This is a genomic window from Burkholderia sp. AW33-5 (assembly GCF_053427615.1).
The window spans coordinates 132,239-148,180 of sequence record NZ_JBSAXA010000015.1; the positions used below are offsets into that span (position 1 = coordinate 132,239).

At 68.0% G+C, this 15,942-nt stretch carries 12 protein-coding genes; 3 read left to right on the top strand and 9 right to left on the bottom strand.

Annotated elements, in window-relative coordinates; all coding sequences use genetic code 11:
- Positions 1–56: 56 nt before the first annotated feature.
- Positions 57–1,529, bottom strand: a complete 1,473-nt coding sequence (locus ACV22V_RS22785) for an NYN domain-containing protein (RefSeq protein ID WP_448015611.1) — start codon at positions 1,527–1,529, stop codon at positions 57–59.
- A gap of 254 nt (positions 1,530–1,783) precedes the next feature.
- On the opposite strand from ACV22V_RS22785, the gene ACV22V_RS22790 reads away from it, so the two are divergent.
- Positions 1,784–2,413, top strand: coding sequence for an SDR family oxidoreductase (locus tag ACV22V_RS22790; protein WP_059702160.1), 630 nt, complete (start codon positions 1,784–1,786; stop codon positions 2,411–2,413).
- A gap of 90 nt (positions 2,414–2,503) precedes the next feature.
- Here the strand turns inward: ACV22V_RS22790 and ACV22V_RS22795 are convergent, their stop codons facing one another.
- Entirely contained in the window at positions 2,504–3,055 is a 552-nt protein-coding gene (locus ACV22V_RS22795; RefSeq protein ID WP_448015612.1) for a peroxiredoxin, read from the bottom strand.
- A 279-nt stretch (positions 3,056–3,334) separates the two neighbouring features.
- On the opposite strand from ACV22V_RS22795, the gene cdpA reads away from it, so the two are divergent.
- Both cdpA and ACV22V_RS22805 read left to right on the top strand, forming a co-directional pair.
- The gene (cdpA, locus tag ACV22V_RS22800) at positions 3,335–5,074 is read left to right on the top strand and encodes a putative bifunctional diguanylate cyclase/phosphodiesterase (RefSeq protein ID WP_218921278.1); all 1,740 of its coding nucleotides are present in this window, start codon (positions 3,335–3,337) and stop codon (positions 5,072–5,074) included.
- A 27-nt stretch (positions 5,075–5,101) separates the two neighbouring features.
- Positions 5,102–6,613: an HDOD domain-containing protein gene (locus ACV22V_RS22805; RefSeq protein WP_448015613.1), complete on the top strand. Its 1,512-nt coding sequence runs from the start codon at positions 5,102–5,104 to the stop codon at positions 6,611–6,613.
- A gap of 70 nt (positions 6,614–6,683) precedes the next feature.
- On the opposite strand, the gene ACV22V_RS22810 is transcribed toward ACV22V_RS22805, so the two are convergent.
- From ACV22V_RS22810 to ACV22V_RS22840, 7 genes are all read right to left on the bottom strand, one after another.
- Positions 6,684–7,478 carry an ABC transporter substrate-binding protein gene (locus ACV22V_RS22810; protein ID WP_059467138.1) on the bottom strand — a complete coding sequence of 265 codons (795 nt, stop codon included), beginning with the start codon at positions 7,476–7,478 and terminating at the stop codon, positions 6,684–6,686.
- 354 nt (positions 7,479–7,832) lie between these two features.
- Positions 7,833–8,882, bottom strand: coding sequence for a succinylglutamate desuccinylase (gene astE, locus ACV22V_RS22815; RefSeq protein ID WP_448015619.1), 1,050 nt, complete (start codon positions 8,880–8,882; stop codon positions 7,833–7,835).
- Positions 8,883–8,889: 7 nt separating this feature from the next.
- Positions 8,890–10,230, bottom strand: coding sequence for an N-succinylarginine dihydrolase (gene astB, locus ACV22V_RS22820; protein ID WP_448015614.1), 1,341 nt, complete (start codon positions 10,228–10,230; stop codon positions 8,890–8,892).
- Between the two features lie 14 nt (positions 10,231–10,244).
- The gene (gene astD / locus ACV22V_RS22825; protein WP_448015615.1) at positions 10,245–11,708 is read right to left on the bottom strand and encodes a succinylglutamate-semialdehyde dehydrogenase; all 1,464 of its coding nucleotides are present in this window, start codon (positions 11,706–11,708) and stop codon (positions 10,245–10,247) included.
- A 7-nt stretch (positions 11,709–11,715) separates the two neighbouring features.
- Positions 11,716–12,762 carry an arginine N-succinyltransferase gene (astA, locus tag ACV22V_RS22830; RefSeq protein ID WP_059523644.1) on the bottom strand — a complete coding sequence of 349 codons (1,047 nt, stop codon included), beginning with the start codon at positions 12,760–12,762 and terminating at the stop codon, positions 11,716–11,718.
- Positions 12,759–13,826, bottom strand: coding sequence for an arginine/ornithine succinyltransferase subunit alpha (gene aruF / locus ACV22V_RS22835; protein WP_448015616.1), 1,068 nt, complete (start codon positions 13,824–13,826; stop codon positions 12,759–12,761). The genes astA and aruF overlap by 4 nt, the downstream gene beginning before the upstream one ends.
- 30 nt (positions 13,827–13,856) lie before the next feature.
- A complete protein-coding gene (locus ACV22V_RS22840; RefSeq protein ID WP_059523648.1) occupies positions 13,857–15,089 on the bottom strand; it encodes an aspartate aminotransferase family protein in 1,233 nt (410 codons plus the stop codon).
- Positions 15,090–15,942: the final 853 nt, after the last annotated feature.

Consider the following 15,942-nt stretch of genomic DNA (forward strand, 5'->3'; position numbering starts at 1 on the left):
CCGACGTGGCGGCGCGGGCGGCGCCCTCGATCGGACGCCGCCCCGCCGTGACGCCGTTACTCGGCGGCGGCGGCCGTCTTGCGCGGGCGACGCGCGCGGGTCGCCGTCTTGCGGGCCGGCTTCTTCGGCTTGGCGCCGGGCGCCGCTTCGACAGCCGCTTCACCGGTCGATTCGGCAGCCGGTGCTGCTTCGTGCGGCGGCTGCGCGGCCGCCGTCGAGGCACCGTGCTCGCCGGCCGTCGGCGCCGCATGCTGCGCCGCGACGTGGCGGTCCTCACCGTGCTCCGCGTCGCGATGAGGCGCTTCGGCATGTTTCTCGCCGCCGTGCTTGGCGCCGCCGTGTGCAGCCTCGTCCGGCTTAGCCGCCGCGTGACGGCCGGCGCCCTTCGCTTCGCCCCCCTTCTTCGCGCCGGTCTTCTTCGCCGCGCTCTTGCGCGCGCGCTTGCGGCCGTCCTTCGCGTCGCCGTGCGGCTCGGCTGCTTCGTTCGCTTCGGCCGTCGCGGCCGGCACGAGCGCCGCGTCGCTCACGACGTCGACGAGGTTCGCCTCTTCGGCATCGACCTGCGCGCTTTCGTGAACGGCCGCTTCCGCACGCTGCCCGCGATGCCGCGGCTCGCGCTCGGCCGTTGCAGCCTCGCCGTGGCGCCCGCCGTGACCGTGCTGCGCGCCACCCGTTTCACGCGCCGCCACCGGCTCGGCCGCCGCGGCGGACTGGCGCGGTCGCGACACGAACGCGCCCGACTTGTCGTCGCGCCCCACCTCGAGCAGGCCGCGCGCCTGCGCTTCGTCGAGCAGGTTGCCGAACGCACGGAAGCCGTAATACGACTCGTTGAAATCCGGCTTGCGGCGCTTGATCGCGCTCTTGAGCACCGACGCCCAGATCTTGCCGACGTCGTCGCGCTCCGATGCCAGCGCGTCGAACGTCTCGACCGCGAGCGCGATGGCCTCGCTCCGGCGCACTTCCAGCTCCGGCTTGCGCGACGGCTCGTCGGCGCGCTTCGCGCCGCCGTTGCCCGTGCGCTGCTGTTCGCGCTTCGCCAGCGCGCGCTGCTGCTCGCGCACCAGGTCGTCGTAGAAAATGAATTCGTCGCAGTTCGCGACCAGCAGGTCCGAGGTCGACTTCTTCACGCCGACGCCGATCACCTTCTTCGCGTTCTCGCGCAGCTTCGACACGAGCGGCGAGAAGTCCGAGTCGCCGCTGATGATCACGAACGTATCGACGTGCGACTTCGTGTAGCAGAGGTCGAGCGCGTCCACGACGAGCCGGATGTCGGCCGAATTCTTGCCCGACTGGCGCACGTGCGGAATCTCGATCAGCTCGAAGCTCGCCTCGTGCATCGACGCCTTGAAGCCCTTGTAGCGCTCCCAGTCGCAATACGCCTTCTTCACGACGATGCTGCCTTTCAGCAGCAGCCGCTCCAGCACGGGCTTGATGTCGAATTTCTCGTACTTCGCGTCGCGCACGCCGAGTGCGACGTTCTCGAAGTCGCAGAACACGGCCATGCTGACGTTGTCCAGGGGTAATGCCATGTGTACTCCAACCGGTTGGTCGCCGCGTTGTATTGCGTAGCGGCGAAAAATGCATCGCGCACATGATAGCCGGTCGGCGGGTCGATTCCGCCATCCATGCGCGCGACCGCGCGGATAACGGGGTGCCGCGCCGGCCGTTACTGAGCGGTACAGCCCCAATTACCCGCGCGCCGCCTCCCCAAATCGACATACACTTGAGTATCGGTCGTCCGTCCCTATCTGGGAGGATGACGCATCGCGCAAGGAGCGGTTTCATGACGACGAAGGTATTGCTGATTGGCGCGACCGGCCGCACGGGTCGGGCCTGCGCGGATCTGCTGCTCGAGCAGCCGGAATTCGAGGTGACTGCGCTGGTGCGCCGGCACGGCTATGCGCTGCCGGGCGCGAAGGTCGTCGAGGCCGATCTGACGGGCGATTTCTCGCACGCGTTCCAGGGCATCACGCACGTGATCTACGCGGCCGGCTCGGCGGAATCGGAAGGCGCCGCCGAAGAGGAGCAGATCGACCGCGACGCGGTCGCGCGCACGGCCGAGCATGCGCTCGCCTACAACGTGCAGAAGCTGGTCGTGATCAGTTCGCTGAGCGCGTACTGGCCGGAGCGCAGCGGCGACGCGCTGCGCCACTATTCGCGGATGAAGCGCGAAGGCGACGAGCGCGTGATCGCATCGGGCATCGACTATGTGATCCTGCGCCCCGGCCCGCTCGCGGACGGCCCGGGCGTCGGCAAGATTGCGCTGACCGAGGAGCCGCTCGACCCGGCGCCGCCGGTGTCACGCCAGGATGTCGCATGGGCCGCGATGGAGGCGATCAAGCTCGGCATTTCGCGCAAGGTCATCGGCTTCGTCGGCGGCAGCGTGCCGATCGAACAGGCGTTGCGCGCGTAACGCACGCCCGGGCCGCCACGGGGCGGCGCATTTCGTCGTGCCGGCGGCCCGCGATGCGGGCCGCTTTACTGCACGCTTGCCGCGTCCGGCTTACTGCTTCGGATGCGTATCGGCCCACGCCTTCACCGCGCCGAGCGTGTTCTCGACGTGCTTGTCGGGCGACAGGCTCGTGTATTCGTACAGCACCTTCCCCTCCGGCGAAATCACGTAGGACACGCGGTTCGCCCGATCGAGCGCGGGCAGCTTCGCGTCGTATTCGCGGATGATCTTCGCATCCGGATCGGCCGCGACCGGGAACTTGCTGCGGCACTCGCTCACCGAGAACTTCGTCAGCGTGTCGATGTTGTCCGCGGATACGCCGATCACCGTCGCGCCGTAAGCCTTGTAACGATCGACGGCATCCGCGAACGCATGCGCCTCGATGGTGCAACCCTTCGTGAACGCGGCCGGGTAGAAGTACAGCACGGCCGGCCCGTGCTTCAACGCATCGGCCAGCGAGTACGTGTAAGTCTTGCCGCCCAGCGACGCCTGCGTCGTGAAATCGGGCGCCGCGTCGCCCGGCTTCAGTTGCGCCTGCGCGACCAGCGCATGGCCGGCCACCAGCAGCGCCGCCGCGCCACCCACCAACAGTTTTCGCTTCATCTGCGTCCTCATTTCTTATAAAGTCAGCCTCGATGTAGGCCATACCGGCGTTCGCCTGTCGAACGCCGGTGTGCACGACCCGGCCCGGCGGCAGCGCCAGCCGCGGCCGGCCGGTTAAAGATTCCGCGCAGTCTGCCGTTATTCCTTCCGGACAGCCGGTTCCAGCCCTTCACGTCAGCGAGATACATGGAAGCCAACAGGAAACAGACGCCACGCAAGGGCTCCTGGCGCAATGCCTTGCATACGCTGCGCCGCTTCGCCTGGTCGGGCGGCGCGCTGATGCCTGCGCGCGCCGGCGCGCCGCGCCGCGACGACACCGTGCGCAACTGGCTGGAACAGACGGTCGGCACGGTGGATTTCCTCGCCCATGTCGATCGCGAGCTGCGCTTTCTGTACGTGTCCGATGCGAGCCTGCGCTTCATCGGTTATCACCGCGACTACCTGCACACGCTGACGCTGCGCGACCTGATCGCGGAACAGGATACCTCGGTGCTCGAAGGCCTGCTTGCGCGCGCCGCGCGTTCCGGCCAGGTCGAGAAGGCGACGATGTGCATCGTCAAGTCGCTCACCTACCCGCTCGACGTCGAGATCCGCGCGTTCAAGAGCCGCCACCACGGCGTCGACGGCTTCGCGATCGCGGCGTTCGACGTGTCGGCCTGGCGCGCGCTCGAGGCGCGCCTGACGTACGAGATGCACCACGATCCGATGACGGGGCTCGACAATCTGTCCGCGCTCGTGCCCGCGCTGATGCGCGCGCAGCAGGCCGCGGACGAAAGCGGCACCTGCGCGGCGCTGCTCCTGCTCGACCTCGACGACTACCAGCGCATCAACCGCGCGCTCGGCTACGACGCCGGCGACACGCTGCTGCGCGACACCGCGCAGCGGCTGCAGGCGCTCGTCGCACCCGGCGAACAGCTCGCGCGCGTCGCGAGCGACAAGTTCGCGATCGTGTTCACCGCGCCGGACCGCACGCGCGCGAGCAATGCCGCCGACGCGCTCGCGCGCCGGCTGCAGGCCGCGGTGCGCGAACCTTACGCGTATCAGGGGCAGACCGTCCACTTGTCCGCGAGCATCGGCATCGCGCTGTACCCGGACGAGCGCGCCGCGCCCCATCGCGCGCAGCATCACAGCCCGCTGCTGCGCCGCGCCGACCATGCGCTCGCGCAGGCAAAGGCGTCCGGCGGCAATGCGCTCGCGTTCCATGAACCGGTCGACGATCCGGCCGACGCGGAACGGCTGAAGCTCGAGGCCGACCTGTACGACGGCGTGCGCAACGGCGAGTTTTCGCTGCACTTCCAGCCGATCACGCGCAGCCAGTCGGGGGCGGTGGACGGCGTGGAGGCGCTGATCCGCTGGCGCCATCCGGTGCACGGCCTCGTGCCGCCGGCGACCTTCATTCCGCTCGCCGAATCGATCGGCCTCATCAACTATCTCGGCAACTGGGTGCTCAAGGCCGCGTGCATGCAGCTCGTCGCCTGGGATCGCCAGGGGCTCGCGCTGCAGTACGTGGCGGTCAACGTGTCGCCGCAGCAGTTCCGCGACCCGCGCTTCACGCAAAGCGTGCGCGAGGCGATCGCGCTGACGGGCATCGACCCGCGCCGCATCGTGCTGGAAATCACCGAAAGCCTGCTGATGCACGATCCCGTGCAGGCGAAGGGGCTGCTCGAGGAGCTGACCGCGCTCGGCATCCGCTTCGCGATCGACGATTTCGGTACCGGCTATTCGAGCCTTGCGTACCTGCAGCGCTTCCCGCTCGCGAAGCTGAAGATCGACCGCAGCTTCGTCGAGAACCTGCTGACGTCGCGCAACGATCGCGCGATCGTGTCGGCGGTGGTCGGCCTCGCGCAAACGCTCGATCTCGAGCTCGTCGCGGAAGGCGTCGAGACCGAGGCGCAGCGCGAGCTGCTGACCGAGATGGGCTGCAACCACATCCAGGGCTGGCTCGTCTGTCAGGCGCTGCCGTCCGAGGAGCTCGCGCGGCGCTTCGAGGCGCAGCAGCTGCGCCTGCACGCCGCCTGACGCGCGCGGCGAACCGGATAGATCCGTATGTCAATCACCGCACACCTGCCCCGCACGGCGCTGCTCGACAAGCTGTGGGCCCGGATGAACGAACGGGGCGACTTCCCGCTGCTGTCGGAGTCGCTGCGCGCGACGATGGCCGCGATGAAGAACGACGATCTCGACTTCACCGCGCTCGTGCGCGTCGTGCTGTCGGATTTCGCGCTCACGCAGAAAGTCCTGCGGCTCGCCAATTCCGCGATGTACATGGCGTTCGGCGGCAACATCACGACCGTCACGCGGGCGCTGATGGTGCTCGGCATGGACACCGTCGGCCATCTCGTCGTCGGGCTCAAGCTCGTCGACCATTTCCACCACAGCACCCCGCGCCGCATCGACGCGAAGCTCGAGCTGAACCGCGCGCTGCTGTCCGGCTGCGTCGCCCGCAAGCTGACCGAGCATGCCGAGTTGCGCGGCGGCGAGGAAGCCGTCGTCTGCACGCTGATGCGTCAGGTCGGCAAGCTGCTGGTGGTCTGCTATCTCGACAGCGAATGGGACCGGATCCGCCGCCGCGCCGCCGAGCTGGACGGCGACGAAGCGGCCGCGTGCGTCGACGTGCTGGGCGTCGGCTTCGACGAGATCGGTCTCGAGGCCGCCGCGAGCTGGCGGCTGCCCGACGTGATCCGCGCCGGCATGGCCGACGGCGACGGCGGCAGCGCACACGCGGCCAGCGCCGACGAGGACGACATCGACGAAGACCGCCAGCGGCCCCGCGACGCCTGCGCCGACGACAGCCCCGACCGTGTGCGCTGGCTGCGCGCGGTGAGCCGCTGCTCGACCGACGTCGCCGGTGCGCTCGCGATGCCCGCGGGCCCGCAGCGCGACGCGCATATCGCGGTGCTCGCGCAGCACTACGAGCAGGAGCTGGACATCGACGCCGGCGCGCTGGTGGAAATCGCCGACCGGCTCGCACGCGAGGAAGCGAGCGACACCGTGATGCGCGAGATCGTCGAGCTGCGCGCGAACGCCGACGCGATCGCGCGGGCGCAGCCCGATCCCGAGGCATGCCTCGAAGCCGGCCTCGCGGACCTGCGCGCGCTGCCGTCCGAGCATGTGCTGACGCCGGTGCTCGCGCTCGCGTCGGAAAGCCTGCTGGCGGGCCTCGCGTTCACGCGCACCGTGATGTTCGTGCGCCGTGAAGACGGCGCGTTCGCCGCGCGGCTCGGCTTCGGCCCGGACGTCGACGCGGCGCTCGATCGCCTGTGCTTCGACGAGCGCTTCGAGCCGGACGTGTTCCATCTCGCGATCACGAACTCGGTCGGCATCTTCATCGAGCAGGCGCAGGACCCGAAGATGGTGAAGCGCCTGCCCGCGTGGTATCTCGATGCGCTTCCCGACACGCGCGCGTTCGTGCTGCTGCCGGTGCGCGTCGGCACGAAGACCGTCGGCCTGCTGTACGGCGACTGGGCCGGTGCGCAGCCGGCGCGCAAGATCACGCAGCAGGAGATGAGCGTGCTCAACGAGCTCGCGCGCGAACTGGGGCGGTTCTTCCCCGCGTGACGCAAGCGGCGCCCCAAAAGCAAACCGGCCGCGAAAGCGGCCGGCTGCATGGTGCGACGGGTCGAAGCGCTTACTTGAGCGTGACCGGCACGCTGAAGTACTTCTTCGCGAGGTTGTCGATCGTGCCGTCGGCCTTCAGTTCCTTCAGCGCCTGATCGAGCGCCGTCTTCAGCGCCGCGTCGTTCTTGCGCAGGCCGAAACCGACGCCCGAGCCGAGGATCTCCGCATCGCTGACCGTGCCGCCGGCGAAGCCGAAGCCCTGGCCTTGCGGCTTCGACAGGAAGCCCTTCGAGCCCGCTTCCGAATCCTGGAAAGTCGCGTCGAGACGGCCCGACTTCAGGTCGGCGTAGGCCAGGTCCTGCGTCTGGTACGGCACGACGTCGACGCCGGCCGGCGCCCACTTCTTCTTCGCGTACGCTTCCTGGATCGTGCCCTGCAGCACGCCGACGCGCTTGCCCTTCAGCGCTTGCGGGGTCGGCAGCAGGCCGCTGCCCTGCTTCGCGATCAGCTGGTTCGGAATCGTGTAGATCGGATCGGTGAACGCGATCGCGTGCTTGCGCTGATCGGTGATCGTCATGTCCGAGTTGATCGCATCGAACTTGCGCGCCTGCAGCGCGGGAATCAGACCGTCGAAGTCGTTCTCGACCCAGACGCACTTCGTCTTCAGCTTCGCGCACACCGCGTTGCCGATGTCGATGTCGAAGCCGGTCAGCTTGCCGTCGGGCGTCTTGTATTCGAACGGCGCGTACGAGGCCTCGACGCCGAACCGGATCTCCTTCAGATCCGCAGCCATCGCGCTGCCTGCCGCCACGGCCGATGCCGCCACTACCGCGTGCGCGGCCACTTTACGCCAATCCAACTTCATCAGGTGTTCTCCTCGATACTCGAATGTTCCGGAACTACGGGCGCATGCATCATTGCAGGGTCGGATGACAACGACAATGCCGATGCCGCGCCTTGATGCGGCGCAACAGCCGCAAGGCCGCGATTGTACCAATCCGCGCGGCCCGATACGGCAAAGCGGCCGCCGGCGCACGATGCTGCGCTGCATGCGCGATGACGGCCGGATGCGCCGTCGAACTTGCAAGACGATGTCGCAAATACGCAAGGCGCGACGCGCGGGCCGTCTGCGCGGCATGCGGGCGTCGACGCAATTCGGGGATGCCGCGGGACGATGCGCGGGCGACGGATCGCCGCAGCCGCGCGCAGCCGTTTTTTGTCAGACGAGTGCGGCGAGCGTCTCGCGCGTCGTGTCGACGACGAGCAGGCCCGCGCGCAAACCCGGCTTCACGGTCGGATTCGGAAACACGATGCGCTCCTCGTCGTGCTGCACCGTGTAGCGATAGTCGCCGTCCTGCGCGAGCACGGTGCCGCGCGCGAACGCGGTGAAGTTCGCGACGTCGGCCGCGACGAACAATTCGAGCGCGTCACTCTGCTTCGTGATCTGGTCGATGACGGTGAACACGCGCGGCAACGGCGGATGGTCGATGTCGCGCGACGGACGGCCGCCCCACGCGCCCGAGACGAGCTTGCGCACCGCGCGGTCCGCCGGCGCGAAGCGCGACAGATCGTTCTGGCCGAACGGCCGCACTTTGCCGAGTTCGAGCGTGCATGCGAGCGTGCCGCAATGCTCGGCCGTGTAATGCGAATACGTATTGCCTTTCGCGGTATGCAGCAGCACGGCCGCGATGCGCGCATCGCCGAGCCATTCGATCATCGCGCGGGTCGGCGGCGTGCCCGTGTGCGGCAGCAGCGCGAACTGCTCGAACACCGATGCGCGGATCGCCGTGTGCATGTCGATGTGCCAGCGCGCGCTGCCCGCCGGCGCGGCCGCGAAGAACGCGGCGGCCGCCGCTTCGAGCTGCGCCGCGCGCGGCGCTTCGCGGCTCGCGGGCACTTGCGTGTGGCGGCCGCTGAACAGGCGGTTCAGGTCGTCGTCGAGATAGCGTTCGCCCGCGCGCATCGCCGGCACGTTGCCGAGCACGACGAGCAATCGGCACGCGAGCGGCAGCGTGGCCGCCGCGAGATCGCGCACGAGCATCGACAGCAGCTCGATCGGCGCGGTCTCGTCGCCATGCACGCCGGCCGACACGAGCACGCTCGCCGCGTCGCCGGCCCCGTCGGCCATCGCCGGCTCGAGCTGGAGCAGCCCGTCGCCGAGCCATTGCCAGCGCACCGCACCGTCCGCGCACGTGCCGTCCGTCACGGCCGGTGCGTCGCCCGCGAGCGTGAACGCGAGGAAATCGTCGAGCAGCGCGGCGGCCGGCATGCGGGACTCAGCGCTGGAAGTCATACAGCGACCCGACACGCAGGATCTGCGTGAGCTCGTCGAGCGCCGTGCGCGATTCGTCGAGCAGCGTCGGATCGGCGAGGTCTTCCGGAGCGAGACGATCGCGGTAATGCTTTTCGATCCACGCGTCGAGCGACGCGAACAGCGTGTCGTTGATCCACACGTTCGACGTGACGGCCGCACGCTCGGCTTCGTTCAGCACGACGCGCAGGCGCAGGCACGCGGGGCCGCCGCCGTTCTTCATGCTTTCGCGCAGGTCGAACACCAGCACGTCGCGGATCGGGCCGTTGCCGGCCGCGAGCTGATCCAGATAAGCGGCGACGTTCGCGTTCTCGCGGCATTCCTGCGGCACGACGAGCACCTGCGAGCCGTCCGCGCGCGACAGCAGCTGGCTGTTGAACAGATACGACGTCACCGCGTCGTTCACGCTCACGGCCGCATCGGGCACCTCGATCACGTTCAGCCGCGCGCCGCGCACATCGAGCGTGGCCGTCAGCGTGTCGTAGATCGCCTGCTTGTTGACGAACGCACGCTCGTGCGTGAACAGCGTGTCGCGGTTGCCCACCGAGATCACGTCGTTGTGGAACACGCCTGCATCGATCACGTCCGGATCCTGCTGCGCATAGACCGTCGCCGTTTCGGCGAGACCGTGGCGATGCGCGACCGCGCGGCTCGCCTCGAAGGTCTGGCGCGCCGGGAAGCGCTTCGGCTCCGGGCCGCGGCGGTATTCCGCGCGGCCGTACACGAAGAACTCGACGCCCGGCTGGCCGTATTCCGCGCAAAAGCGCGTATGATTCGCGGCCCCCTCGTCGCCGAGTGCCGGCGTGCCCGTCAGCGCCTCGTGCACCGCGAAGTGCGCGGGATCGGCGAACAACGTCGACAGCGTGCGGCGCGTCGCCTCGTGCTCGATCGCGCGATGCAGCTTGCTGCACAGGTTGGCCGGCGTGAAGTGCACGCGGCCGTCGCTCGTGTCGGCCGACGGGCTGACGGTGGCCGCATTCGCGGTCCACATCGCCGACGCCGAGCTCGCCGCGGCGAGCAATTCGGGCGCCTGCTTCGCGGCCTTCGCGATCACGTCCGCGTCCTTGCCGGAGAAGCCGAGCTCGCGCAACAGGCGCAGCGACGGGCGCTCCTGCGGCGGCAGCACGCCTTGCGCGAAACCGAGATCCGCGAGCTGCTTCATCTTGCGCAGCCCCTGCTTCGCGGCGGCCTTCGGGTTCGCGGCCGACTTCTCGTTGTTGAGCGACGCCACGTTGCCGAACGACAGCCCGGCGTAGTTGTGGGTCGGGCCGACGAGTCCGTCGAAATTGGCTTCTTGTGCGTTCATCGTCGTTCCCTCGATCAGAAATGCAGGCCCGGCGACAGGCTCGCGGGCAAGGTCAATTCGGCGCTTTCCACCGACGCCATCGGATACGCGCAATAGTCGGCCGCGTAGTACGCGCTCGGCCGATGGTTGCCCGAGCGGCCCGTGCCGCCGAACGGTGCGGCGGACGATGCACCGTTGGTCGGGCGGTTCCAGTTGACGATCCCCGCACGGATCGTGCGGCGGAAGTGGTCCCATGCGTGCGCGTCGTCGGCCAGCAGGCCGGCGGACAGGCCGAACGCCGTGTCGTTCGCGCGCTCGATCGCTTCGTCGAACGTCGCGTAGCGGACGATCTGCGCGAGCGGGCCGAAATGCTCTTCGTCGGGCAGGTTCGCCACGCCGGTCACGTCGATGATCGACGCGTTCACGAAACCGAGGCGCGGATCGCGCTGCGTCATCGCGATGATCGGCTTCGCGCCCTGCTCGACCAGACGCGACTGCGCGTCGACGAGCTTCGCGGCCGCGCGGGCCGAGATCACCGCGCCCATGAACGGTTGCGGATCGGCGTCGAACACGTCGGCCGTGATCTTCGACGTGACGTCGGCGAAACGTGCGAGGAAGCGGTCGCCGAACGCGCCTTGCGGCACGAAGATGCGGCGTGCGCACGTGCAGCGCTGGCCGGCCGACAGGAACGCCGACTGGATCGTGTGATGCACGGCCGCGTCGATGTCCTCGACTTCGCCGATCACGAGCGGGTTGTTGCCGCCCATCTCGAGCGCGAGCACGATTTCCGGACGGCCGCCGAACTGCTTGTGCAGCAGCGTGCCGGTGTCCGAGCTACCGGTGAAGAACAGCCCGTCGATCTGCCGATGATTCGCGAGCGCGATGCCCGTGTCCTTCTCGCCCTGCACGAGGTTCAGCACGCCGGCCGGCAGCCCGGCTTCCTGCCACACCTCGACCGTCGCGCGCGCGACGCCCGGCGCGAGCTCCGACGGCTTGAACACGACCGTGTTGCCCGCGATCAGCGCCGGCACGATATGGCCGTTCGGCAAGTGGCCGGGGAAGTTGTACGGGCCGAACACCGCGACGACGCCGTGCGGACGATGGCGCAGCACCGCGACGCCGTCGGCCATGTCCTGGCGCTTCTCGCCGGTGCGTTCCTGGTAGGCCTGGATCGAGATGCCGACCTTCGCCGCCATCGCCGCGACTTCGGTGCGCGCTTCCCACAGCGGCTTGCCCGTCTCGCGGCCGATCGCGGTGGCGATCGCTTCCTTGCGCTCGGTGAGCAGCGCCGCGAAGCGCTTGACGATCGCGCAGCGCGATTCGAAATCGAGTGCCGACCAGCCGGCGAATGCGCGACGCGCGCTCGCGACCGCGCGGTCGACGTCGGCCGCCGATGCGCTGCCGCCCTGCCATGCGATCGCGTCGGTGCCCGGGTTGCGCGAAGCGAAGACGGGGCCCGAGCCTGCGACCCAGGCGCCGTCGATGAAGAGTTCCGTCATGATTCGTTTATCCCTGTTTGACTTTGAGCGGCAGCACGCGAACCGGATCGCCGGCCTTCACGTCGAGCGCGGCGGCATCGTCGGCCGACAGCACGAACGCGCCATTCGCGACCACGCCCGGCGCGACGCCGACGCGGAAATCGCCGAGCGACGTATTCGACACGAGCGACTTCGGCGAATGGCCGCCCGGCGCATCGTCTCCGACGTCCGGCTCGCCGATCGCGACCGGCACGACGACGCTTTCGCGCACCGTGCGCAGGTCGTTGACGTGGCATTCGAGCACCGGGCCCGCGTCGAAGATGTCGACGTGATTCTGGTAGCGCAGCCCTTCCGCCTCGAGCATCTTGCGGGCCGGCAGCGTGTCGCGGTGCGTGAGGCCGACCGCGTCCTGCGCGTCCTGCGGCAGCAGGTCGACGTACACCGGATAGCGCGGCATCAGTTCCGCGAGGAACGACTTGCGGCCGTGCGAGCTGAGGTAGTCGGCCGCGTTGAAATCGATCTGGTAGAAGTGCGAACCGACCGCGCGCCAGAACGGCGACGTGCCGTCGTCGTCGAAGTGGCCGCGCAGCTCCGCGCAGATGCGTTCCGGAAAGCGGTCGCGGAACTGCGCGATGAACATGAAGCGCGAGCGCGACAGCAGGCCGCCGACGCCGCCCGTGCGATAGCGCGGGCTCAGGAACAGCGAGCACACTTCCGCGTAGCCCGTCAGGTCGTGCGAGATGTTCAGCGCGTGCATCCGCGTCCACACGCCGAGCTCCTGGCTCGCATGCACGACGGTGCTCACGCGATAGTTGTAGAACGGTTGCTCGAGGCCGACCTGCGACTCGATCCCGCACACGCCCGCGATGTCGCCCGTCTTCGATTCTTCCATCACGAAGAAGTAGCCGGCTTCGCCCGGCGCGGCCTCGCCGTCGAGCGTGCGGCGCGTGCGTTCGATGCGCGCGGCGAGCGCGTCGCGATCGGGCTTGAACGTGGTCAGGCCCGGCCCGGTTTCCTTCGCGAGCGATACGAGCGCGTCGACGTCGCCCGTTTGTACGACCCGAACGACGATCATGCTGCGTCTCCCTTCATGTCTTCATCGTCGCGGCGGTGCAGCGGCACGCAACGCACGACGTCACCCTCCTTCACATCGAGCGCCGCGCGCACGTCGCCGGCCAGCGGCGCATCGGCGCCCCGCGCGTCGGCCGTGTCGCCCGGCAGGTCGGCCAGCACGCAGCGGAACGATTCGCCGCTGCCCGTCGACACTATGTATGCGACGTCGCCCTGCTGGTGCGCGGCTTCGCGCACGACGCGCTCCGCGCCGTGCTTCACGCACGCGGTGCGGTCGACCTGCGCGGTCAACACCGGGCCCGCATCGAAGATGTCGACGAAGCGGTCCGGCTCGAAGCCTTCCTCGAGATGAATGTCGTACGCGAGCAGCGCCGATTCGTTCGGCTCGCCGAGCACGCGCTGCGCGGCTTCCGGCAGCAGCGGCACGTAAAGCGGATACGCCGGCATCACTTCCGCGATGAACGTGCGGCTGCGGCCGCCCGACGCGATGTCGACGTCGGTGAAGTTGCGGCCGAAGAACTTGCGGCCCACCGCTTCCCAGAACGGCGATGCGCCCGTGCCGTCGCTCACGCCGAGCAGCAGCGTGAACACTTCCGGCGTGAAGCGGCGGCGGTTCGCGGCGATGTACATCATCCGCGCGCGCGAGATCAGGTGCGCGGCCGCGTCGCCGCGCAGCGACGGATCGACGTAGAAGCCGGCCAGCCGGCTCTTGCCGGTCAGCTCGTGCGACATCGTGAGCGCGTGGATCTTGCGGTTCACGTGCAGCTCGCGCGACGCGTGGATCAGTGCGTCGTTGCGGAACGCGTAGAACGGTTCCGAGTAGCCGGCCGCGGCCACGATGCTCGCCGTGCCGAGCAGCTTGCCCGTCGACGAATCCTCGAGCACGAAGAGGTAGAACTCCTCGCCGGCGAAATCGACGTCCGCGCGAAACGAATCCTCGGAGAGCGCCACGCGCGCTTCGAGCGCCGCGCGGTCGTGCGGCAGCGAGTGCAGGACCGGCTGCGCGGTGCGCGCCATGTGCGCGAGCGCATCGAGATCCGTGAGTTTGCCGGGGCGAACAAATAGCATCGTCGTTCCTGTCTGCGATGGGTGCGCCGATCAGCGCGCGGTGGCTTCCTGGGCCGCGAGCACCTGCTCGACCGCCTTCTCGAAGCGCTTCACGCCTTCGTCGAGCAGGTCGAACGGGATCACGAGCGACGGGACGAAGCGCAGCACGTTCGGGCCGGCGATCAGCATGATCAGGCCGTTCTCGGCGGCGGCGGTGACGAAGTCCTTCGCGCGGCCGTCGAATGCGGCGGTGAGTTCCGCGCCGACCAGCAGGCCCTTGCCGCGGACGTCCTTGAAGATGCCGAAGCGTGCGTTGATGCGTTCCAGCGCGCCCTTCAGTCGCACGCTGCGTTCGCGCACGCCTTCGAGGAGTGCCGGGTCGCCGATCAGTTCGACGACCTTGTCCGCGATCGCCGACGCGAGCGGGTTGCCGCCGTAAGTCGTGCCGTGCACGCCGACCTTGAAGTGCGCGGCCAGTTCGTTCGTCGTCAGCATCGCGCCGATCGGGAAGCCGTTGCCGAGCGCCTTCGCGGTCGTGAGGATGTCCGGCGTGACGCCCGTGTCCATGTACGCGTAGAACTGGCCCGTGCGGCCGACGCCCGTTTGCACTTCGTCGAAGATCAGCAGTGCGTCGTTGGCGTCGCAGGCTTCGCGCAGTGCCTTCAGGAAGGCCGGATCGGCCGGGATCACGCCGCCCTCGCCCTGCACCGGCTCGACGATCACCGCGCAGGTTTGCGGGCCGATCGCGGCCTTGGCGGCTTCGATGTCGTTGAACGGCAGGTGCTTGATGCCTTCAGGCACCGGGCCGAAACCTTCCGAGTATTTCGGCTGGCCGCCGACGCTGACCGTGAAGAACGTGCGGCCGTGGAACGACTGGACGAACGACACGATTTCGTATTTGTCGGCGCCGTGGCGGTCGAATGCGACGCGGCGTGCGAGCTTCAGGGCGGCTTCGTTCGCTTCGGCGCCCGAGTTCGCGAAGAACGCGCGGTCGGCGAAGGTCAGCGATTCGAGGCGCTTCGCGAGGCGCAGCACCGGCTCGTTCGTGTAGCCGTTGCCGATGTGCCAGAGCTTGCGGCCTTGTTCGTCCAGAACCTTCAGCAGTTCCGGGTGGCCGTGGCCCAGCGACGTCACCGCGATGCCGCACGCGAAATCCACGTATTCGCGGCCGGCCGTGTCCCACACGCGCGAGCCCTCTGCACGGTCCGGCACGAACGGCGCGGGGGAGAATACCGGCACCATCACTTCGTCGAATGTCTGGCGGGTCACGGTCGAGGTCGTCATGGTCGTTCCTTTCGGTTTCGTAAGAGGGTTCAACAGGATCAAGTTTAGGTAAGGGTGACGCAAGCGTCTTGCGGATTTGCGACGGGTTCTATCGGAAGCGGATGGTTCGGCGTATTTTGCCCTTTCGGCGGGGGTGGTTTTTTTTGTGGGCTTTATTTGGGGTCGTTTGGTGGTGCGCGGTTTGTTGGTGTGAAGCACCTGAGGTCGTGTCGGTCTATTAGCGTCGCCCCTGCGCGGGGCGGCGGTTACTTTTCTTTGTCTTGCCAAAGAAAAGTAACCAAAAGAAAGGCGCTCGGATAACGCATGACTTCCCGGTGCCGTGGTCATCAAAGTGGCCCTCGCCTAAGTGTCCGCGCCAGTCAGGAGCACGGAGTGGTTCGAGCAATGGGTCTGACATCACTCATCACCCCACGGAGCGGTATACCGCCCGCTGGCTCCGTCCTCGCTTCGCTCGGCCGATAGGTCCACCCATCCCTTTTTCAACGCGGTTGGACGAATGTTTTCCAGAATCGTGGTGGGTAGCACATCGATCCAATAAATCGAATTTGTCATTGCTATGCAGGCGGATGCCTCACTGATTCGGCGAACTGATCAGTGGGCGTTCCAGATGACGCGCGGGCTCATGAATTGCGGCTGAAGAACCTTGCAGCCGAGCGAAGCGAGGATGGAGCTAGCGGGCGGTATACCGCTCCGTGTGGTGGCGAGTGATGTCAGACCCATTGCTCGAACCACTCCGGGTTCCCGCCTGGCGCGGACACTTAGGCGAGGGCCACTTGGATCACCACGGCACCGGGAAGTCATGCGTTATCCGAGCGCCTTTCTTTTGGTTACTTTTCTTTGGCAAGACAAAGAA